The organism is Geodermatophilus sp. YIM 151500, assembly GCF_025716945.1.
Taxonomy (GTDB): Bacteria; Actinomycetota; Actinomycetes; order Mycobacteriales; family Geodermatophilaceae; genus YIM-151500.
In genome coordinates this window covers 174,914-194,975 of sequence record NZ_JAOVZT010000004.1, presented here as the reverse complement: position 1 = coordinate 194,975, position 20,062 = coordinate 174,914, and the positions used below count along the sequence as shown (strand labels likewise).

At 76.4% G+C, this 20,062-nt stretch carries 17 protein-coding genes and 1 tRNA gene; 11 read left to right on the top strand and 7 right to left on the bottom strand.

The window, feature by feature from the left end:
• Positions 1-41: 41 nt before the first annotated feature.
• The 4 genes from eno to OF117_RS09255 are packed head-to-tail and all read left to right on the top strand — an operon-like array spanning position 42 to position 3,482.
• On the top strand, positions 42-1,328 hold the full coding sequence (eno, locus tag OF117_RS09270) for a phosphopyruvate hydratase (RefSeq protein ID WP_263552545.1): 1,287 nt from the start codon (positions 42-44) through the stop codon (positions 1,326-1,328).
• Positions 1,325-1,963: an FtsB family cell division protein gene (locus OF117_RS09265; RefSeq protein WP_263552544.1), complete on the top strand. Its 639-nt coding sequence runs from the start codon at positions 1,325-1,327 to the stop codon at positions 1,961-1,963. The genes eno and OF117_RS09265 overlap by 4 nt, the downstream gene beginning before the upstream one ends.
• The gene (locus tag OF117_RS09260) at positions 1,960-2,535 is read left to right on the top strand and encodes a DUF501 domain-containing protein (protein WP_263552543.1); all 576 of its coding nucleotides are present in this window, start codon (positions 1,960-1,962) and stop codon (positions 2,533-2,535) included. Before OF117_RS09265 ends, OF117_RS09260 begins: the two co-directional genes overlap by 4 nt.
• Complete coding sequence (locus OF117_RS09255) at positions 2,532-3,482, top strand: Ppx/GppA phosphatase family protein (protein WP_263552542.1); 951 nt, start codon at positions 2,532-2,534, stop codon at positions 3,480-3,482. The genes OF117_RS09260 and OF117_RS09255 overlap by 4 nt, the downstream gene beginning before the upstream one ends.
• Before the next feature lie 57 nt (positions 3,483-3,539).
• Here OF117_RS09255 and OF117_RS09250 read toward each other — a convergent pair whose 3' ends face one another.
• Positions 3,540-3,842, bottom strand: a complete 303-nt coding sequence (locus tag OF117_RS09250; protein ID WP_263552541.1) for a DUF4235 domain-containing protein — start codon at positions 3,840-3,842, stop codon at positions 3,540-3,542.
• A gap of 124 nt (positions 3,843-3,966) precedes the next feature.
• On the opposite strand from OF117_RS09250, the gene OF117_RS09245 reads away from it, so the two are divergent.
• From OF117_RS09245 to OF117_RS09235, 3 genes are all read left to right on the top strand, one after another.
• Entirely contained in the window at positions 3,967-4,797 is an 831-nt protein-coding gene (locus OF117_RS09245; protein ID WP_263552540.1) for a uracil-DNA glycosylase, read from the top strand.
• Between the two features lie 10 nt (positions 4,798-4,807).
• Entirely contained in the window at positions 4,808-6,202 is a 1,395-nt protein-coding gene (locus OF117_RS09240; RefSeq protein WP_263552539.1) for an NAD(P)/FAD-dependent oxidoreductase, read from the top strand.
• A gap of 91 nt (positions 6,203-6,293) precedes the next feature.
• Positions 6,294-6,367: transfer RNA gene (locus OF117_RS09235), tRNA-Leu, on the top strand.
• Positions 6,368-6,379: 12 nt separating this feature from the next.
• Here the strand turns inward: OF117_RS09235 and OF117_RS09230 are convergent.
• Both OF117_RS09230 and OF117_RS09225 read right to left on the bottom strand, forming a co-directional pair.
• Entirely contained in the window at positions 6,380-7,180 is an 801-nt protein-coding gene (locus tag OF117_RS09230) for an alpha/beta fold hydrolase (protein WP_263552538.1), read from the bottom strand.
• Positions 7,181-7,294: 114 nt separating this feature from the next.
• On the bottom strand, positions 7,295-8,926 hold the full coding sequence (locus tag OF117_RS09225; RefSeq protein ID WP_263552537.1) for an HD domain-containing phosphohydrolase: 1,632 nt from the start codon (positions 8,924-8,926) through the stop codon (positions 7,295-7,297).
• 56 nt (positions 8,927-8,982) lie between these two features.
• Here OF117_RS09225 and OF117_RS09220 point away from each other — a divergent pair, with 56 nt between their 5' ends.
• The 3 genes from OF117_RS09220 to OF117_RS09210 all read left to right on the top strand — a co-directional run bounded on the left by OF117_RS09220 (position 8,983) and on the right by OF117_RS09210 (position 13,630).
• Complete coding sequence (locus OF117_RS09220; RefSeq protein WP_263552536.1) at positions 8,983-9,618, top strand: GNAT family N-acetyltransferase; 636 nt, start codon at positions 8,983-8,985, stop codon at positions 9,616-9,618.
• 64 nt (positions 9,619-9,682) lie between these two features.
• The gene (locus tag OF117_RS09215; RefSeq protein ID WP_263552535.1) at positions 9,683-12,631 is read left to right on the top strand and encodes a helix-turn-helix transcriptional regulator; all 2,949 of its coding nucleotides are present in this window, start codon (positions 9,683-9,685) and stop codon (positions 12,629-12,631) included.
• 168 nt (positions 12,632-12,799) lie between these two features.
• On the top strand, positions 12,800-13,630 hold the full coding sequence (locus OF117_RS09210; protein WP_263552534.1) for a Bax inhibitor-1/YccA family protein: 831 nt from the start codon (positions 12,800-12,802) through the stop codon (positions 13,628-13,630).
• Positions 13,631-13,763: 133 nt separating this feature from the next.
• Here the strand turns inward: OF117_RS09210 and OF117_RS09205 are convergent, their stop codons facing one another.
• Both OF117_RS09205 and OF117_RS09200 read right to left on the bottom strand, forming a co-directional pair.
• Positions 13,764-14,984, bottom strand: coding sequence for an acetyl-CoA C-acetyltransferase (locus tag OF117_RS09205; protein ID WP_263552533.1), 1,221 nt, complete (start codon positions 14,982-14,984; stop codon positions 13,764-13,766).
• A gap of 62 nt (positions 14,985-15,046) precedes the next feature.
• Complete coding sequence (locus OF117_RS09200) at positions 15,047-16,075, bottom strand: SGNH/GDSL hydrolase family protein (protein WP_263552532.1); 1,029 nt, start codon at positions 16,073-16,075, stop codon at positions 15,047-15,049.
• A gap of 86 nt (positions 16,076-16,161) precedes the next feature.
• Here OF117_RS09200 and OF117_RS09195 point away from each other — a divergent pair, with 86 nt between their 5' ends.
• Complete coding sequence (locus OF117_RS09195) at positions 16,162-17,514, top strand: DUF2252 domain-containing protein (protein WP_263552531.1); 1,353 nt, start codon at positions 16,162-16,164, stop codon at positions 17,512-17,514.
• 19 nt (positions 17,515-17,533) lie between these two features.
• On the opposite strand, the gene OF117_RS09190 is transcribed toward OF117_RS09195, so the two are convergent.
• A complete protein-coding gene (locus OF117_RS09190; RefSeq protein WP_263552530.1) occupies positions 17,534-18,007 on the bottom strand; it encodes a GNAT family N-acetyltransferase in 474 nt (157 codons plus the stop codon).
• A 49-nt stretch (positions 18,008-18,056) separates the two neighbouring features.
• Entirely contained in the window at positions 18,057-20,054 is a 1,998-nt protein-coding gene (locus OF117_RS09185; protein ID WP_263552529.1) for a VWA domain-containing protein, read from the bottom strand.
• Positions 20,055-20,062: the final 8 nt, after the last annotated feature.

The following is a 20,062-nucleotide window of genomic DNA, read 5'->3' as shown; positions in this document are numbered from 1 at the left end:
GTTGACGAGCACATCCTGCGGAGCTGGCTAGGCTGCCCCCCGTGGCTAGCATCGACGCCGTAGGAGCGCGGGAGATCCTCGACTCGCGCGGGAACCCCACCGTGGAGGTCGAGGTCGCCCTCGACGACGGGACGATCGCCCGGGCCGCCGTGCCCAGCGGCGCCTCCACCGGCGCCTTCGAGGCCGTCGAACTGCGCGACGGCGGCCAGCGCTACGGCGGCAAGGGCGTCACGCAGGCCGTCGAGGGCGTGCTCGACGTGATCGGTCCGGAGCTGGTCGGCTCCGACGCCAGCGAGCAGCGGCTGATCGACCAGCAGCTGATCGACCTCGACGGCACGCCGGACAAGTCGCGTCTCGGCGCGAACGCGCTGCTCGGCGTCAGCCTCGCGGTGGCCCGGGCGGCGGCCGACTCGGCGGGGCTGCCGCTGTTCCGCTACGTCGGCGGGCCGTCGGCGCACCTGCTGCCGGTGCCGATGATGAACATCCTCAACGGCGGGGCGCACGCCGACAGCAACGTCGACGTGCAGGAGTTCATGATCGCCCCGATCGGCGCGGCGACCTTCGGCGAGGCGCTCGCCATGGGCACCGAGACCTACCACGCGCTGAAGTCGGTGCTGAAGAAGGAGGGCCTGGCCACCGGGCTGGGCGACGAGGGTGGCTTCGCGCCGAACCTGGCGAACAACCGGGCCGCGCTCGACCTGATCACCCGCGCCGTCGAGCAGACCGGCTACACCGTCGGGGAGGACGTCGTGTTCGCCCTCGACGTCGCCGCCACCGAGTTCCACTCCGACGGCGGCTACGCGTTCGAGGGAAAGACCCTCTCGGCCGCCGACCTCACCGAGTACTACACCGAGTTGGTCGGCTCCTACCCGATCGTCTCGATCGAGGACCCGCTGTCCGAGGAGGACTGGGACGGCTGGATCGCCCTCACCGAGGCCCTCGGCGAGCGCGTCCAACTCGTCGGCGACGACCTGTTCGTCACCAACCCCGCGCGGCTGGCCGACGGCATCGAGCGGAAGGCGGCCAACGCCCTGCTGGTCAAGGTCAACCAGATCGGCACGCTCACCGAGACCCTCGACGCCGTCGCCCTCGCGCACCGCAACGGGTACCGCTGCATGATGAGCCACCGCTCGGGCGAGACCGAGGACACCACCATCGCCGACCTCGCCGTGGCCACCGACTGCGGTCAGATCAAGACCGGTGCGCCCGCCCGCAGCGAGCGCGTCGCCAAGTACAACCAGCTGCTGCGCATCGAGGAGGAGCTCGACGACGCGGCCCGCTACGCGGGCGCGGGTGCCTTCCCTCGCCTGGGGGCTGCCCGTCGATGAGCATCGTCCGGGGCCGGCGCGGCGGCTCCCCGGTGGACGGACGTCGCGCCGTGCGGGGGCTCCGGCACGCCGCGACCGGTCCGGTCCGCACCGGTAGCCGCTCCGCCGCGCCGCGCCGTCCGGGGCAGCGGCGGTCCGCGCGCCGCCCGGCCCGCACGCCGGTGCCGGCGGCCGCCCGCCGCCGCCCCCTGTTCACCGGCCGGGCCGTGCTGCTGGGTGCGCTCGTGCTGCTGCTCGCGCTCACCCTCGCCGGCCCGGTGCGGCAGTACCTGGCCGGCCGTGCCGAACTGGTCGAGCTCGCCGCCGAGCAGCGCTCGCTCGAGCAGCGGGCGCGCGAGCTCGAGCGGCAGTTGGACCGCCAGGACGACCCGGCGTGGATCGCGCGCGAGGCCCGCGACCGGCTCACCTACGTGCGGCCCGGCGACCGCCTGGTCGTCGTCGACGACGGCCGGTCGGGGGACGCCGCCGACGGTCCGTCCACCCCCGGCACCGGCCAGGACCCGGACCTGTCCTGGTACGAGGGCCTGCTGCGCTCGCTGGAGGTGGCCGACGGCGACCGGACCGCGGCCCCCGACGTCGGCCTGCCCGCGGACGGCGGCGTGCCCGCGCCGGCCGACGGGAAGCCGGGCGGGTGACCGGGAGCGCCGTCCGCCCGGCCGACCACCACCCGGCCGCCCGGGTCCGCGGGCCGGTCACCCCGGCCGAGCGCGAGCTGGTCGGCCGGCAGCTGGGCCGCCCACCCCGGGCGCTGGTGGCCGTCGCCCACCGCTGCCCCTGCGGGCAGCCCGACGTGGTCGAGACGTCCCCGCGCCTGGAGGACGGCACGCCGTTCCCGACGCTGTACTACCTGACCTGCCCGCGCGCGACCGCCGCCGCCAGTCGCCTGGAGTCCACCGGTCGGATGCGCCACTGGCAGGACGACCTGGCCACCGATCCGGAGCTCGCCGCCGGGTACCGCGCCGCGCACGAGGCCTACCTCGCCGACCGCGACGCCCGCGACGTGCTGCCCGGCCGCACCAGCGCCGGCGGGATGCCCGACCGGGTCAAGTGCCTGCACGCCCTCGCCGGGCACGCGCTCGCCGCCGGCCCGGGGGTCAACCCGATCGGCGACCGCGCCGTCGCCGCGATGGGGGAGTGGTGGGCCGCCGGTCCGTGCGCGCAGCCCGAGCCCGACGACGGTCGCGCCCCGCACGGGGGGCGCGCGTGAGCCGCGTGGCCGCGATCGACTGCGGCACCAACTCCATCCGGCTGCTGGTCTCCGACGTCCCCGACGCCGGACCGGCCGTCGACGTGCTGCGCCGCATGGAGGTGGTCCGGCTCGGGGAGGGCGTCGACGCCACCGGGCGGTTGGCGCCGCAGGCGATCGAGCGCACCCGCCGCGTGCTCGCCGAGTACGCGGACCAGGCCCGCGAGCTGGGCGCCGAGGCCGTCCGGATGGTCGCCACCAGCGCCACCCGCGACGCCGCCAACCGCGCCGACTTCGAGACGATGGTGGTCGACACCCTCGGCCTCCCGCCCGACGTGGTCAGCGGGCGGGAGGAGGCCGAGCTGTCCTTCCGCGGCGCGACCGCCTCGCTGGACGCCGCAGCCGCCGCGCACGGCGCGCCGCCGCCCCGCCCGCCCTTCCTGGTCGTCGACATCGGCGGCGGCTCGACCGAGCTCGTGCTCGGCGACGCCGACGGCGTCCGCGCGGCCCGCTCGGTGGACATCGGCTGCGTCCGGCTGACCGAGCGCCAGCTGCACGGCGACCCGCCCACCCCCGAGGAGGTCGAGCGGGCCGAGGCCGACATCCGCAAGGGGCTGGCCGAGGTGACCGCCGAGGTGCCCGTCGGGGAGGCCGCCACGCTGGTCGGTCTGGCCGGATCGGTCACGACCGTCGCGGCCCTCGCCCTCGAGCTGCCCGCGTACGACCCGGTCGCCATCCACGGCTCGCGGATCCCCGCCGCCGCCGTCGCCGCGGTGACCGCCGACCTGCTGCGCGCCCGGCGCAGCCGCCGCGCCGCGATGGCGGTCATGCACCCCGGTCGGGTCGACGTCATCGGTGCGGGCGCGCTGGTCCTGCACGTGATCGTGCAGGACCTCGGCTTCGCCGACGTCGTCGTCAGCGAGCACGACATCCTCGACGGCATCGCGCTCGGCCTGGCCGGCCGGTGACATCGCGGTCCTCCGGATCGCACCGCGGCCACGCGCCGGCGGCCGGCGCCTACGGCCTCACGGCAGCGGGCCCCCGCTCTCCAGCCCGGGCGGCAGCTTGCCGGTCAGCCCCTTGTACGTCGCCGCCGCACCGCGGGCGGCGGCCATCCGCGCCGCGGCCGCGGCGACGCCCGACACCGCCGCCCACGCCAGCGCCTCGCCCCAGCCGGTCCCCGGCGCCGCGGGGTTCTTCGGCGGCGGGTAGCCGCGCGCGGCGAACCAGGCCGAGTCGGTGAGCTTGCGGACGGCGATGCCGGCGGGGAGCGCGAAGCCGGTGCCGAGCAGCTTCCACGTCAGCGGGGCCTTCTGCTTCTTCGCCACGGGGTGATCATGCCCGTCCCGCCGGCGTGCCGCCGGACCGGTGCCCGACGGTCCACCGGCCGGGTGGTGCCGGGGCTCGCGGCCGGGGTCGGCGGCGGCGGGCGGCCGGTGATCCACTGGGGGCATGGCGCGCGATGCGGACGGCTTCCCGGTGACCCGCACGCCGGCGGGCGTGGTCCGCTCGGCCCGCGGTGCCCGGAGCCTCGGCGACCTCGACGCGCGGGTGTCCGGCTGCCGTGCCTGCCCCCGGCTGGTCGCCTGGCGGGAGGAGGTCGCCCGGGTCAAGCGCGCGGCGTTCCGGGCGCAGGACTACTGGGGCCGCCCGGTGCCCGGCCTCGGCCCCGCCGACGCCCGGATCGCCGTCGTCGGCCTCGCGCCGGCGGCCCACGGCGGCAACCGCACCGGGCGCGTGTTCACCGGCGACCGCAGCGGGGACTGGATCTTCGCCGCCCTGTGGCGGGCCGGTCTGGCCAACCAGCCGACGTCGGTCTCGGTGGACGACGGGCTCGAGCTGACCGGCGTCCGCGTGGTCGCCGCCGTCCGCTGCGCGCCACCGGCCAACGCCCCCACGCCGGAGGAACGCGACACCTGCTCCCCGTGGCTGGCCCGCGAGCTGGAGCTGCTGCCCCGGCTGCGGGTCGCCGTCGTCCTCGGGGCCTTCGGCTGGACGGCGCTGTGGCCGGTGCTCGCGGCCGCCGGCCACCCGCTGCCGCGTCCGCGGCCGGCCTTCGGGCACGGCGTCGAGGTGGAGCTGACCGGGCCGCGCGGGCCGCTGACCGTGCTGGGCAGCTACCACGTCAGCCAGCAGAACACGTTCACCGGCAAGCTGACCGAGGCCATGCTGGACGCCGTCCTGGCCCGCGCGGTGGCGCTCACCGGCGGGGCCGCCCGTCCCCCGGGGGTGCCGGACGGCGGGACGCCGGACGACGGGGTGGCCCGCGCCGCCGCGCCCTAGGCTGCGGGCCATGGCTTCCCGCCCGATGGTGCATCGTCCGGTGATCCTGATCGTCGGCGGCGGCTACGTCGGCCTCTACACCGCCCTGCGGCTGCAGAAGCGGCTGTCGCGGGGTCGCGCCGAGGTGATCGTGGTCGACCCGCAGCCGCACATGACCTACCAGCCGTTCCTGCCCGAGGCCGCGGCCGGCAGCGTCGAGCCCCGGCACGTCGTCGTCCCCCTGCGCCGGACCCTGCCCCGCTGCCGCGTGATCACCGGCGCGGTGACCTCGCTGAGCCACGCCGACCGGCGCGCCCGGATCGCGCCGATCCAGGGCGAAGAGTTCGAGGTCTCCTACGACGTGCTGGTGATGGCCGCGGGCTCGGTGGCCCGCACCCTGCCCATCCCCGGCCTGGCCGAGCACGGCGTCGGCTTCAAGAACGTCGGCGAGGCGATCTACCTGCGCAACCACGTGCTCGCCCGGCTCGACGCGGCCAGCTCGACCGACGACCCGGCCGTGCGCGCCCGAGCGCTGACGTTCGTCTTCGTCGGCGGCGGCTACGCCGGGGTGGAGGCCTTCGCCGAGCTCGAGGACATGGCGCGCTACGCCGTCGAGCGCTACTACCCGCGGCTGTCGGTCGGCGACATGCACTGGGTGCTGGTCGAGGCCACCGGCCGGATCCTGCCCGAGGTCGACCTCGACATGGCCGCGTGGACGGTCCGCCAGCTGGCCGCCCGCGACATGGACGTGCGGCTCAACACCCGGCTGGAGTCGGTCTCCGGCGACTGCACGGTGCGGCTCAGCGACGGCACCGAGCTGCCCAGCGACACCCTCGTCTGGACGGCGGGCACCAAGCCGAACCCGATGCTCGCGCGGACCGACCTGCCCCTCGACGACCGCGGGCGGGTCCAGTGCGAGGCGACCCTGCAGGTGGCGGGCGTGGCCGACGCCTGGGCCGCCGGCGACCTGGCCGCCGTACCGGACCTCACCAAGGACGACCCCGGCGCCACCACGGCGCCCAACGCGCAGCACGCCGTCCGGCAGGCCAAGCGGCTCGCCGACAACGTGGTCGCCGTCCTCCGCGGGGACGAGCCCACGCCGTACGAGCACGCGTACGCCGGCTCGGTGGCCAGCCTCGGCCTGCACAAGGGCGTCGCGCAGGTGTACGGCGTCAAGCTCAAGGGCTGGCCGGCGTGGGCCATGCACCGGACCTACCACGTCAGCCGGGTGCCGACCTTCAACCGCAAGGCGCGGGTGGTCGCCGACTGGACGCTCGCCTCGGTCTTCCGTCGCGAGGTCATCTCGCTCGGCCAGCTGCAGGACCCGCGGCGCGAGTTCGTCTCCGCGGCGAACACCGGCCGCACCGGGCAGCTGCCGCCCCCGCAGGACGCCCAGCGGGAGGTCGGCCGGGCGGAGAGCGCCTGAGGACCGCGCCGGTACCCGGCGTCGACGTGGGGGACCGGTCGCCGTCGCTGCGGGCGCAGGTGCGGCTACCGTCCGCGTGGCACGTGGTGCCGCCCCCGTAGCCCAACTGGCAGAGGCAGGCCCCTTAAAAGGGTCCCAGTGTCGGTTCGAACCCGACCGGGGGCACGGGCGGCGCCGTCAGCCCTGCAGGAACGCCAGCGTCTCGCGGACGACGAGGTCCGGAGCGCCCAGCATCGCCACGTGGCCGTGGCCGACGAGCGGCACGACCCGCACGTCGGGGAGCGCGCCGGCCACCGCGGCCGTCGACGCGCGCAGCTCGGGCGGGCTCGCGGTGCCGTCGAGCAGCAGCGCCGGCACCCGCATCCGGGCGAAGCGGCCCGGGTCGAACCGGTAGACCGCCGCCGCCTCCTCCTCGCGCACGATCGTGTGCGCCGCGGCCACCCGGCCGGGCCAGGACGCGTCGGCCCTGCTCGCGGCCAGCTGCTCCGCGCTGAGCCCCGCCAGCTCCCGCAGGAACAGCGAGACCGCGTCGTCGCGCCGTCCCGAGTCGACCAGCCCACCGAGCCGCCGGCGCAGCTGCGCAGGGGCGGCGACGCCGATCGGGGGCTCGTACAGCACCAGCCGCCGGATGCCGGCCGTCCGCAGCGACGCTTCGAGCGCGCACAGGCCGCCGTGCGAGTGGCCGAACACGTCGACCGGCCCGCCGATCGCCTCGACGAGCGCGGCGACGTCGTCCGCCTCGGCCGCCAGCGAGTAGCCGGGGGAGTCGCCGCTGCCGCCGCGGCCGCGCCGGTCCATCGCGTGCACGGTCACGTGCGGCTCGAGCATGGGGGTCATCGCCGCCCAACGGGTGTGGTCGGCCGTGGTGCCGTGCACGAGCAGCAGGTCGGGCCCGCTGCCGCTGGTCCACCAGGCGATCGGTGTGCCGTCGCGGGAGACGGTGGTCCGCCGGACGGCCTCGATCGTCGTCCCGGTCATCGCGATCTCCTCCTCGCCTCCGAGGTCCGCGGGGTGCGGACGACGCACAGCGTCGGTCCGGCGGGTCGCCCGCACATCGGGCGAACACCCCATCCCGTCGGACGGTGCCGACCCTCAGCCGAGCAGGCCGTTCTCCGCCGCGAACAGCGCGGCGGCCGCGCGGGAGGACACGCCCGTCTTGGCGTACACGTGCTCGACGTGCCGGCCGACCGTCTTCACCGAGATCCCCAGGCGGCGGGCCACCTGCTGGTTCGTGGCGCCCCGCGCCAGCAGCCGGAGCACCTCCTCCTCGCGGTCGGACAACCCGGCCGGCCGGTGCTCGGGCAGGTTCCGGCCGCCCGCACCGGTCACGTCCAGCACGGCCCGGACGGCGCTGCGGTCCAGGCGCCCCGCCGTCACCTCCGCCGCGAGCACGGCGCGGGCCTCCGCGGCCGGGCGCGGTGGTCGGTGCGCCCGGGCCTCGCCCAGCGCGGACCACACGTCGGCCACGGCGAGCACCCGCGCCGCCGGGGACAGCTGCGGCGCGGTCGACCCGCGGTGGTAACCCGAGCCGTCCAGCCGCTCGTGGTGCGCCCCGGCGACGGCGGCCACCGGGCGCAGCCCGCCGCAGCGGCCGAGCACCCGCTCGGTCAGGTAGGCGTGCAGCCGCACCTGCTCGGCCGCCGCCACGTCGAGCGGTCGGGGCGACGCCCAGACGCCGCCGGGGACGCCCACGGCACCCAGGTCGGCGATCGCGCCGGCCCGCTGCACGAGGGTGATCTCGGCAGCGGGGCAGCCGGCCGCCCGGGCGGCCGCCCCGGCCAGCCGGGCCACGCGGCCGGACCGGCCGACCGTCCAGCGGGACCGCAGGTCGGCGAAGTCGCCGAGCGCGGCCAGCGCCCGTTCCAGCGCGTCGGTGCCGAGCCGGCGCACCGGCTCCGGCTCGGCGCGCAGGACGTCGTCCCACACCGATCCGCCGGCCTCCGCCGGCAGGCCGCGGGTGAGGACGGCGTCGACGACGGCCGGGTCGTAGGCCCGGCCGCGGCGCCGGCGCAGGACGTCGAGGGCGGTCCCGTCGTTGGTGAGCCGCTGCCAGAGGACCGCGTCGCGCGCGACGACCACGACCCGCACCGGCAGCGGGATCGCCTCCCCGGCGAGCCGGTCGGGCAGCCCGCGCCCGTCCCAGCGCTCGTAGGCGTGCGCGAGGGAGCGGACCACCCCGTCGCCGAGTCCCAGGCGGACGGCGAGGCGGGCGCCGACCTCGCAGTGCGCGGACAGCGACCGTTCCGCCCCGCCCGGATCGGTCAGCGCCCGCGCGAGCAGGACCGCCCGGCGTGGCAGCGAGAGGCCGCGGCCCAGGGACCGCAGGAGGGTGCGGAGGTCGTCGGCGGCGCTGCCCATCGCGGCCGGGCCCATCGCTGCCATGAGCGCGAGGTTGTCGCCGCCGGCGAGCTGCGCCATCTCGGGGACGTCGGCCGTGCAGCCGAGGAAGCGCAGCAGCGCGACGGCGTGGACGTCGGCGGTGGTCGCCGCGTCCAGGTCGAGGGTGCGCGCCAGGTCGACCGAGAACAGGCACGTGCGCAGGGCGTGCTCGATCGGCTGGCCGGTGACCAGGTCCGTGGCCAGCGAGGTGGCGGCCAGCAGCTCGGTCAACCGCGGCCGGCCGTCGGTGGCCGCGTCCACGCCGGCCAGTATCGCGGCCGGGTGCACGTCCCGGGCGACCCGCCGCTCCGGGAGGCGGCCCAGCGGCCCGGCGCGCGAGGTCACGATCGCGGCACGGTGCCCGATGCCGGGTAGGCCTCCTTAGCCCGAGCGTCCGGGGCATGACGACGTACTCCTCCCGCCCCGGCCCGGCTGCCGTCGCCGTCCGGCCGGTCACCACCGCCGCCGACGCGCGCGACGCCGAGCAGCTCCTCGATGCGCAGCGCCGGTGGCTGCGCTCGATCGGCATCGAGGTGGCCGACGCGCAACCCACCGCCAGCGGCGACTACGACGACCCCGCGGCCTACTACGCCCCGCCGGACGGCGCGCTGCTCGTCGCCCGGCTCGGCGACGTCCCCGTCGGCCTGGTCGGCGTGTGCCGCCTGGCGGAGCCGCCCGGGGAGCGAGCCGGGGAGCTGCCCGAGGCCGCCGAGCTGCGGCGGATGTTCGTGCTCGACCGGGCCCGGGGCCACGGAGCCGGCCGGCGCCTGCTCGCCGGCGCGATCGACGCCGCGCGACGGCTCGGCGTCGCCGAGTTGTGGCTGGAGACCGTTCCCGCGCACATGGCGGCGGCGGCGCGGATGTACGCGTCCGCGGGCTTCCGCCCGGCGCCGCCCCTCGGCCACACGCACCTGCCGGGGACGGTGACCCTGCGCCTGCGGCTGCGGCCCGCGGCGGACCGGCCGGCGCCGCGTCGCGCGGGCCGTCCGTGGCCGGTCGGGGCGCTGCCCGTGCTCGGCGCCGCGCCGGCCGGCTGAGCGACGACGACGGTCCGCTCCGGCACGCCTCCCGGTCGGCGTCGCGACCGGCCAGACTGGGCGGGTGCCGCGTCGCACCGCCGGCTTCATCGGGCGGAGCGAGCAGCTGGATGCGCTGCTCGCGGCCCTCGGCCGCGCGGCGGCCGGAAGCCCGGCGCTGGTCGCGGTCACCGGTGAGGCCGGTCTGGGCAAGAGCCGGCTGCTCGACCGCTTCGCCGGGCGTGCCGCCGCGCTCGGCGCGACGGTGGTGCGCAGCTGGTGCGTGCCGGTGGCCGGTGCCGGGGTGCCGTTCGGCGCACTCGCCGGCCTCGTCAGGGATGCCGTCGTCCGCCGTCCCGAGGTGTCTGCCTTTGTCGCCGCCCACGCCGCCGAGGCCGCGCACCTCCTGCCGGTCGGATCCGGCCGCGAGCACGCGCCGCCGTTGACCGGGGAGCTGGCACAACTGCGGTTGTTCGAGGCGGTGCGTGCGGTGTTCACCGAGCTCACGGCATCGGGGCCGGTCGTGGCGGTGGTGGAGGACGTCCACTGGGGCGACCGTTCGTCCGGCGAGGCGCTGGCGCACCTGGTCGGGCCGGACCAGCCGGCCGGCCTGCTCGTCGTGCTCTCCTACCGGCGGGAGGACCTGTCGCCACGGCATCCGCTGCACCCGGTCCTCCGGGAGCTGCTCCGCGGCCCGTGCGTCGACCGGCTCGACCTGGCGCCGTTCGACCGGCGGGAGCTGGCGGCGCAGGTCACCGCGCTGCTCGGCGAGGAGCCGACCGCCGGGGTGCTCGACGAGCTGGCCGAGCGCTCCGGCGGGAACCCCTTCTTCGTCGAGGAGCTCGTCGCCGCCCGCCTGCGCGGCGACGGCAGGGAGGTGCCGCAGTCGCTGACCGACGTGCTGACCGCCACGCTGGACCGTCTGCCACCGGAGGGTCGGCGGCTGCTCCGCTTCGCGGCGGCGGCCGGCCGGGTGGTCGACCCGCGGCTCCTGGACGCCGGCCTGGGCCTCGGCGCGGAGGAGGTCGCCGAGCTGGTCCGCGCGGCGCGTGACGCCGGCCTGGTGGCCACGGCCGGGGACCGGCTCGCCTTCCGGCACGAGCTGACCCGCGAGGCCGTCTACGCGACGCTGCTGCCCAGCGAGCGGGTGGCGGTGCACGCCGCCGTCGCGACCGCGCTCGAGGCCCGGCCGACCCTGTCGCCCAGCGGCCGGGTCGCCGGGGAGCTGGCGCACCACTGGGCCCTCGGCGGACAGCCGCGGCGGGCGCTCGCGGCCGCCGCCCGGGCGATGCGCGAGGCCCGCGAGCTGTCCGCGCTCACCGAGTGCGCGCAGCACGCCGAGCGGGCGCTGGCGCTGTGGGACGCCGTCCCGGACGCCGGGCGGCTGGTCGGCATGGACCGGGTCGAGCTGTTGCTCCAGCTCGCCGAGGACAGCGTGCTCGGCGGCGGCACACCCGCGTCCGTGTGGGCCGCACGCGCCCTCGGATCGATCGACCCGGCCCGCACACCGGCGCGGCACGCCGTCGTGACGGCGCGCCTGGCCCGCTACGAGCTGCTGGCCGGCGACCCGGAGCGGGCCCTCGCGACCGCGGCCCGCGCGACCGCGGAGATCGCCGGCTCGGAGGACACGGCCGCGCGGACGGCGGTGGCCATCGAGCACGCGCAGGTGCTGATGAACTGCGACCTCTCCCCGGCGTCGTTCCGCCATGCCCGGGAGGCGCTCGACCTCGCCGAGCGATCCGGGGACGCCGCGGCCGCGTCCCGTGCCGGCTTCGTCCTCGGCACGGAGCTGTGCGCCGTCGGCGACTGGCGCACCGGGTTGGAGGTGCTCGACCGGGCCTACCGCACCGGCTCCGCGCTGCCCCCGGCCGCGGGGGGCGAGGCGGCCGCCCGCGCCGCCCACGGCCTGGCCTTCTGCCTGCTGATGAACGGCTTTCCCGGCCGCGCGCTGCGCCTGGCGGCCGCGCAGGCGGCGGCGGCCGATCGCCAGGGCTTCGAACGCAGCCTGGCCGTGCAACTGCGCTCGACCGCGGCGGTCGCCGCCACCGTGCTGGGCGAGCTGACCACGGCCGAGGGCCTGCTCGCCGACATGCCGCGCCCGGCGCTGCGCCGGTTCGCGCAGGGGCGCGCCGAGGCGCTGTCGGCGTTGCGCGTCGCCGCGGGAGACCTGCCCGCAGCCCGGGCCGCCGCCGCCGATGCGGCGGCGCTGGGCGCCGGCCGCGCCCCGATCTGGTTGTACGTGACCGCGGATGCGGAGGTCGCCCTGGCGGCGGGAGAGGCCGCCGCGGCCCGCGACTCGCTGGTCGAGACGCTCCGCGTGGCGCTCGAGCACACGACGACCTGGCCGGTTCCGCGGTTGACCGCGCTGACCGCGGCCGCCGAGACGGCCATCGCCGAGGACGCGCGAGCGGCGGGCGACCAGGCGGGTGAGCGGGCGGCCCGGGACCGGGCGGAGGAGGCCATCGCGACCGGCGCCCGGGCGGCTGCGGACGTGCGCGACCGCAGCGGTGCCTCCCCACCGGACGCCGTCGTCTGGACGGCCGTCGGAAGGGCGTGGCTGACCCGCTGCGGTCGGCCGGAGCCCGACGCCTGGGCAGGGGCGGCCGCCGCGGCGGACGGCGCCGGCATGGTGCTGGTCGCCGCCGGAGCGCGGATCGAGCAGGCGCGCGACTCGCTGGCGGTCGGCAGCCGTGCGGCGGCCGCCCACGTGCTCGGCACCGCCCTGTCGACGGCCCGGCGGTGCGGCGCGCACGGCCTGCGGCGGGCGGCGGAGCAGCTGGCGGCGCGGGCCCGGCTGGGCCGGCCGGAGCTGGAGGACGGCGGGCCGACGACCGGTGCCCGGCTCGGCCTCACCGACCGGGAACTCCAGGTGCTCCGGCTGGTGGCCGACGGGCGGACCAACCGCGAGGTCGGGACGGCCCTGTTCATGAGCCCCAAGACGGCGAGCGTCCACGTGACCAGCCTGCTGCGCAAGCTCGACGTGCCCGACCGTCGAGCGGCCGCTCGGGTGGGCCGCCGACTGGGCCTGGTGTGACCCCGTCAGCAGCCGGGAGGCAGGCGCCTCCGTCGGCGCCGGGCGCACCCCTCCGGGGGGTGCGGCCGACACGCCGGAACGTCCGGGGGGCCCCGGGCGTTGACCTGACCGAGTGGAGTGCTCCACCGTGTGCTCCACGGACCAACCCGTTCCCTCGAGGAGTTGAGGATGCCCAGCAGCAACCCGGTCTTCAGCCGGGGCGTCCCGGGCGCCGCCGGCGGCGGCCAGCAGTACGCGGGCTGGGGGAACACCCCTCAGTACGGCGCACCGCAGCCCTACGGCGCGCCGACGCAGGACCCGTACGCCGCCCCGTCGCCGTACGCCCGTTCGACGACCCGGTACATGACGATGGACGACGTCGTCACCAAGACCGGTCTCTCCCTCCTGGTGACCGTGCTGACCGCGGCCGTCACCTGGGCGGTCCTGCCCGACACCCTGGCGCTCGCCCTGGCCGGCCCGGCCGTGCTGGTGGCGCTCGTGCTCGGCCTGGTGATCGCGTTCAAGCAGATCGCCAACCCGGCGGCCACGCTGGCCTACGGCGGTCTCTACGGCGTGGCGCTCGGCGCGATCAGCGAGGTGTTCAACGCCCAGTTCCCGGGCATCGTCGTCCAGGCGCTGATCGGCACCTTCGGCGTCTTCGCCGGGATGCTGGTGGTCTACAAGACCGGCGCCATCCGGGTCACGCCCAAGTTCACCCGCTGGCTCATGGGCGCCCTCATCGGTGTCCTGGTGCTCGCGGTGGTCAACTGGGTCGCCGCCCTGATCGGCGGCGGTGACGGCCTGGGCCTGCGGTCCGGCGGCACCGTGGCGATCATCTTCAGCCTCGTGGTCATCGGCGTGGCGGCCTTCACGCTGCTGCTCGACTTCGACATGGCCGACGAGGCGATCCGCCGCGGCGCGCCGGAGAAGTTCGCCTGGTACATCGCCTTCGGCCTGCTGATCACCATCGTCTGGCTGTACATCGAGATCCTGCGGCTGATCAGCTACTTCCGCGAGTGACCCTCGCACCCCCGGCGGGGAACCGGGCGCCTCCGGCGCCCTGATCCCCGGCACCCCACGCGACGAGGCCCGGTCCCCCTGCAGGGGGACCGGGCCTCCGTCGTCCGTGCGACCCCGCTGCGGGGGGCCTTCGTCAGCTCAGCCGCTCGAGCACCATGGCCATGCCCTGACCGCCGCCGACGCACATCGTCTCCAGGCCGAACGTGACGTCCTTGGTCCGCAGGCCGTTGATGAGGGTGCCGGTGATGCGCGCGCCGGTCATGCCGAAGGGGTGGCCGACGGCGATCGCGCCGCCGTGCACGTTGAGCTTGTCGATGTCGATGCCCAGGTCGCGGTAGCTCGGGATGACCTGCGCCGCGAACGCCTCGTTGATCTCCACCAGGTCCATGTCGGAGATCGACATCCCGGCGCGGGCCAGCGCCTGCTTCGACGCCTCCACCGGGCCCAGGCCCATGATCTCCGGCGACAGCCCGGTGACGCCGGTCGACACGATCCGCGCCAGCGGCGTGATGCCCAGCTCGCGGGCCTTGGTGTCGCTCATGACGACCACCGCGGCGGCGCCGTCGTTGAGCGGGCAGGCGTTGCCGGCCGTCACCCGGCCGTCGGGGCGGAAGACCGGCTTCAGCTGGGCGACGCCCTCCAGCGTCACGCCCGGCCGCGGACCGTCGTCCTTGGTGACGACGGTGCCGTCCGGCAACGTCACGGGCGTGATCTCCCGTTCCCAGAAACCCTCCGCGATCGCCTTCTCGGCCAGGTTCTGGCTGCGGACGCCGAACTCGTCCATGTCCTGCCGGGAGACGCCCTTGAGCAGCGCCAGGTTCTCGGCGGTCTGCCCCATGGCGATGTAGATGTCGGGCAGCTCGCCGTCCTCGCGGGGGTCGCGCCAGGAGTCCGCGCCGCTCTCGGCGACCTTGGCCACCCGGGCCTGCGCGTCGGCGAACACCGGGTTCTGCGTGTCGGGCAGCGAGTCGCTGTTGCCCTTGGCGAACCGGCTGACCATCTCGACGCCGGCGGAGACGAACACGTCGCCCTCGCCGGCACGGATCGCGTGCATCGCCATCCGGGTGGTCTGCAGCGACGAGGAGCAGTACCGGGTGACCGTGGTCCCCGGCAGGCGGTCCATGCCGAGCAGGATGCTGACCACCCGGGCCATGTTGAAGCCCTGCTCACCGCCGGGCAGGCCGCAGCCGAGCACGAGGTCGTCGATCTCCGCGGGGTCCAGCTGCGGCACCTGGTCGAGCGCGGCGCGCACGATCGTGGCGGTCAGGTCGTCGGGACGGAGGTCCTTCAACGAACCCTTGAAGGCGCGCCCGATCGGCGAGCGGGCGGTGGCGACGATGACGGCGTCGGGCATGGTGCAGGTCCTCCACGGCGAGGGTCGGCAGTGCCCCGAAACTACCCCCGCGCCCGGACGGGTCAGCTGCCGACCGGGACCTCCGCGGCCTCCTCCGCCTGCTCGGGGGTGGGGATCGCCGGTGGACGGCGGCGCAGCAGCCGCGCCCACGACCCGCGGGGCCCGGCGCCCGCGCCCTCGATCTCGGCCGCGCGGACCTCGGTGCCCGGCCGACCGGCCGCGCGCGCGGCCGCCCGCGCCACCGGGCGCACGGCCTCGCGGCGCCGCGGCAGCCTGCGGTCGGCGGCGGCCGGCCAGACGCCGACGGCGTCGGCCACGGACGGCAGCAGGACGGCCGCCGCGGACGCGTACCCGGCGGCGCTGGGGTGGAACTCGTCGATGCTGAACAGGCTGTGGTCGGTGGCGAACGAGGGCCCGAGCACCGAGCCGAGCGAGACCGTGCGCCCGCCGGCGGCGACGACCGCGATGGTCTGCGCGGCCGCCAGCTGGCGGCTCCACCGCCGGGCCAGCCGGCGCAGCGGCTGCGCGATCGGCCGCACCGTGCCCAGGTCCGGGCAGGTGCCCACGACCACCTCGCAGCCGGCCTCGGTCAGCCGCCGGACGGCCTCGCCCAGGTGGTGCACGGACACCGAGGGCTTGGTGCGGCTGGTCACGTCGTTGGCGCCGATCATGATCACCGCGACGTCGGGCTTCTCCGCCAGCGCGCGGTCGACCTGGTCCTCGAGCGCGCGCGAGACCGCACCCGACACGGCCAGCCGGACCAGCCGCACCGGCCGTTCGGCGAGCTCGGCCAGCGCGGCCGCGAGCAGCACGCCGGGCGTCTCCGCGGCGCGCTCGACCCCGAGCCCGACGGCGCTGGAGTCACCGAGCATGGCGAGCACGATCGGCCGGCTGCCGCGCGACCGGGCGCGGCGGCCGTACAGGCCGTCGCCGGACGGCGGGTCGTGCACCGCCCGCGCCTTCACCCGCCGGCGGGCCGTGCGGGCCTGCAGGCGCAGCAGCCCGACGAGCACCCCACCGGCGAGCCCGACACCGCCCCCGCCGTAGGCGGCGCCCGTGGCCCACCGCCGTGCCGTCGCCGCGCGCGTCACCGGTTCTCCGTCCCCGTGGGCCGGCGCATCGAGCACCGGCGATCATGTGTTCCCGAGGCTAACTGCCCGTTAGCGTGCCGCCCGTGATGCCTTCCCCCGCCAGGACGACGCCCGACCCGGTCGGTGACGACCGCACCCGGCTCATCGTCGACGTCCTCGTCGACGCCTTCACCGAGCTCATGGCCGCCGACCCGGACGCGTTCCGGTCGAAGTTCCGCAAGATGGCCGCCGACCCGTTCGCCTTCTACCGGGGCAGCGCCTGCCTGTTCTACGCGGACATGGCCGAGCTCGACGACCCGTGGTGCGACGAGCGGACGGCCCGCGTGTGGATCCACGGCGACCTGCACTCGGAGAACTTCGGCACCTACATGGACGCGGCCGGCCGGATCGTCTTCGACGTCAACGACTTCGACGAGGCCTACCTCGGCCACGTCAGCTGGGACCTGCGGCGGTTCGCCGCCAGCTTCGCGCTGATGGCCTGGCGCAAGGCGTTCTCCGACGACGTGATCGGCGAACTGGTCGCCGCGTACCTGCACGCCTGGCTGGACCAGGTGGAGGCCTTCACCCGCTCGGACGCCGACCGCGAGTTCGCCCTCGTGCTCGGCAACACGGAGGGCGCGGTGCACCAGCTGATCAAGGAGACCGCCGCACGCACCCGGCTGGGGCTGCTGCAACGCATGACGGTCGTCGAGGACTTCGAGCGGCGCTTCGCCCTGCGCGGGCGCAACCGGCGGCTGGACGACGACGAGCGCGCGAAGGTGCTCGACGCCGTGGAGCGGTACAAGGCGACCCTTCCGCCGCGGCCGTGGCGGCGCGAGGTCGCCTACGACGTCAAGGACGTGATCGGCACCGGCGGCTTCGGCATCGGCAGCGCCGGACTGCCCGCCTACAACGTGCTGCTCGAGGGCTACGACCAGGCGCTGGAGAACGACGTCGTCCTCTCGGTGAAGCAGGGCAACGTGCCCGCCCCCAGCCGGATCGTCACCGACGCGCGGATCCGCGACTACTTCGACCACGAGGGCCACCGGACGGCGGTGAGCCAGCGCGCGCTGCAGGCGCACGCGTCGCAGTTCCTCGGCTACACCGACATCGGCGGCGTCGGGTTCCTGGTGTCGGAGCTGTCCCCGTACGAGCAGGACCTCGACTGGGACGACCTGACCGAGCCCGAGGACGTCCGGCCGGTGCTCGTCCAGCTGGGCAAGGCCACCGCCAAGCTGCACTGCGTCGGTGACGCCGACAGCGACCACACGCTCGTGCCCTTCCAGACCGAGGAGGCGATCACGGCGATGATCGGCGGCCGGCGGGAGGAGTTCGTGGCCGACCTCGTCGACTTCGCGCACGCCTACGCCCGCCGGACGCAGGACGACTTCCGGTTGTTCGTCGACGCCTTCCGCGCCGGGATGATCCCCGGGGTCAGCTCCAGCGGCGCCCACCGTTAGCGGAGGAGAGCCGTGCGGGTCACCGCGACGGGGATCCTCCGGTCAGCTCGCGCACCATGCCGACGTGCGGCCCGATCACCGGCTTGTCGTACGGCTCGGTCACCACGGTGAAGCCCGTGCGCTGGTAGAACCCGGCCGCGGGCGTGCGCGCCTCGCACCAGACCAGGTCGCCGCCGGCCGCCCGCACCCGGGCGACCACGGCGTCCACGAGCGCCCGGCCGGCGCCCGCTCCGCGGACCGAGGGATCGGTGGCCATGCCCCGCAGCTGCCACGGTGCGCGCGCGTCCGGCCGCCACGGGCAGGTCTGCGGGTGGACCCGGACGACGCCGACGACGGTTCCGCGACCGTCCCGCGCCGCGAGGTGCACCGTGGCCGGGTCGTCGTCGCGCTCCATGCCGGGTGCGCGGCCGGGACGCAGCAGCGCGCCGCGCAGCGGCAGGGTCACCTCGACCGGGACCTCCTCGACGGTGACCTGACCGGCATCGGCGTCCACGGCGCCAGTGTCCCCGCAGGAGGGATCCCGCGATCCCGGCGGCCCTCCCTCAGCGGGCGCGGCGGCCGCGCCGCGTGCGCAGGTAGTCGGCCACGACGTACTCGCCGAGGTGCTCGGTGTCGGGCTGGAACACCCGGCCCCCGGCCCGCCGGGTGATGTCGTGCACGAAGTGCACCAGCCCGGGCTCGGGGTCGAGGGCGAACACGTTCACCGTCGCCCCGGAACGCGCCACCCGCTCGACCTCGGCGACGGTGCGGGCGATGGTCTCCGGCATCGGTGGCCAGCAGAAGAACGGCGTGCCGTCGTCCTCCAGGTGCGCGGTCGGCTCACCGTCGGTGACCACGAGCACCACCGGCTCGGCGTCCCGGTGCCGGGCGAGGAACCGCCGGGCCAGGATCAACCCGTGCTGCAGGTTGGTGCCCTGCAGGGTGTCCACCGACAGCTCGGCGAGCGTCTCCGGCCGCAGCACCTGCGCGGTGGAGGAGAAGCCGATGATCTGGATGGCGTCCTGCGGGAACCGGGTGGTCACCAGCGAGTGCAGCGCCATCGCCGTCGACTTGGCCGCGCCCCAGGTGCCCCGCAGCGCCATCGAGTAGGAGAGGTCGACCAGCAGCGCCACCGCGGCGCCGGTGCGGCGCTCGGTCTCGACGACGGCGAAGTCCTCGACGGCGATGCGGACGCGCCGGTCGCCGTCCGCCCGTGGCCGGCCGGCGGTCCGCAGGACGGCGTTGCGCACCGTGCGGACGACGTCCAGCGGCTGTTCGTCACCGAACTGCCAGTCCCGCGAGCCACCGGTCAGTTCCCCGGCGGCGCCGGCGTCGGTGACGTCGTGGTCGCCGCGCCCGGTGGCCGAGAGCTTGGCGAAGACCCGGCGCAGGGCCGTGGCGCCCAGCCGGCGGACCGCCTTCGGGGAGAGCTCCAGCCGGCCGTCGGTGCGCTCGAGGTAGCCCTGCCGCTCCAGCTCGCGCTCCAGCTGGCGCAGCGCCGCGAGGTCGTCGACCGCCTGCCGGCCGAGCGCCCGCTCCAGCAACTCCTCGTCGACATCGGCGATGGAGGCCCCGGCGTAGCCCTGGGAGAGCTGGTTGGACAGCGCCTCGAGGTCGGCGAGCTCGGCGACCGCACTGGTCGCGTCGCCGAGCCCCAGCTGCGGCTCGCCGTCGGGGACCGTGCCGCGCTGCCCCCAGGGCAGGTCGGGCCGGGCCCGCCGCAGCGCGTCCTGCAGGTGGGCCATCTCGCTGGCGAGGCCCATGTCGGTCATGGTCTGCGCCATCAGGTCGGCGAGCTCGGCGCGCTGCTCGGGGGAGAGGCCGGCCAGCATGCGCTCCTGAGCGGCCGCCCGGCGGGCCAGCGAGTCGATCAGCTCGTCGACCGACTGCGGGTCGTCGGGGAAGAACTGGCCGTGCCTGTCCATGAAGTCGCGGAACTGCTGCGTGGTGTCCTCGCCGCGGTTGTGCGCGTCGAGCAGCTGCGACAGGTCGGCGACCATGTCCTTGACCGCCTGCATGGCCGCCCCGTCGCCGTCCTGCAGGGCCTGCAGCGCCTGCTTCATGCCCTGGAAGGAGCTGTCGAGGACCTCGCGGCGGAGCAGGTCCTGGATCCGCTGGTAGGTCTCGCGCGCCTCGGGGGAGCGCCACGCGTAGTCCCGGAGCCCGCGGACGGCGCCGGCCGTGTCGTCGGGCAGCGCGTCGAGCTCGGCCTCGGCCAGCCGTGCGGCGTCGTCCGGGTCGGGGAACAGCGCGCGCCGCTCGGCGTCCAGGGCCCGGTCGAGCAGCTCGCGGACCTCCTGCAGCGTGCCGTCCATCCGGCCCGCCTGCCGGGCGGCGCGCAGCCGCTCGCGCACCGAGCGGCGCAGCTCGTCCAGCCCGCGGCGGCCCTCCAGGCCGCGGCGCAGCAGCTCGCGCAGCGCCTCCCGGACGCCGCTGCCGGCCAGCACCGAGTCGCCGATCTCGTCGACGGCGTTGCCCAGGTCGTAGGGCGGGGCCAGCGGGTCGGGTCCGCCGCGCCAGCGCCCGTACCGGTAACCGCGGCCGCCGTGCCGCACGCTCATGCCTCCGG

What these genes read in the sequence shown, in the direction of transcription:
- OF117_RS09185 (WP_263552529.1), bottom strand. Translation starts at nt 20,054, where the DNA reads ATGAGCGTGCGGCACGGCGGCCGCGGTTACCGGTACGGGCGCTGGCGC.
- OF117_RS09210 (WP_263552534.1), top strand. Translation starts at nt 12,800, where the DNA reads ATGCCCAGCAGCAACCCGGTCTTCAGCCGGGGCGTCCCGGGCGCCGCC.
- OF117_RS09265 (WP_263552544.1), top strand. Translation starts at nt 1,325, where the DNA reads ATGAGCATCGTCCGGGGCCGGCGCGGCGGCTCCCCGGTGGACGGACGT.
- OF117_RS09195 (WP_263552531.1), top strand. Translation starts at nt 16,162, where the DNA reads ATGCCTTCCCCCGCCAGGACGACGCCCGACCCGGTCGGTGACGACCGC.
- OF117_RS09220 (WP_263552536.1), top strand. Translation starts at nt 8,983, where the DNA reads ATGACGACGTACTCCTCCCGCCCCGGCCCGGCTGCCGTCGCCGTCCGG.
- OF117_RS09230 (WP_263552538.1), bottom strand. Translation starts at nt 7,180, where the DNA reads ATGACCGGGACGACGATCGAGGCCGTCCGGCGGACCACCGTCTCCCGC.
- OF117_RS09240 (WP_263552539.1), top strand. Translation starts at nt 4,808, where the DNA reads ATGGCTTCCCGCCCGATGGTGCATCGTCCGGTGATCCTGATCGTCGGC.
- OF117_RS09205 (WP_263552533.1), bottom strand. Translation starts at nt 14,984, where the DNA reads ATGCCCGACGCCGTCATCGTCGCCACCGCCCGCTCGCCGATCGGGCGC.
- OF117_RS09245 (WP_263552540.1), top strand. Translation starts at nt 3,967, where the DNA reads ATGGCGCGCGATGCGGACGGCTTCCCGGTGACCCGCACGCCGGCGGGC.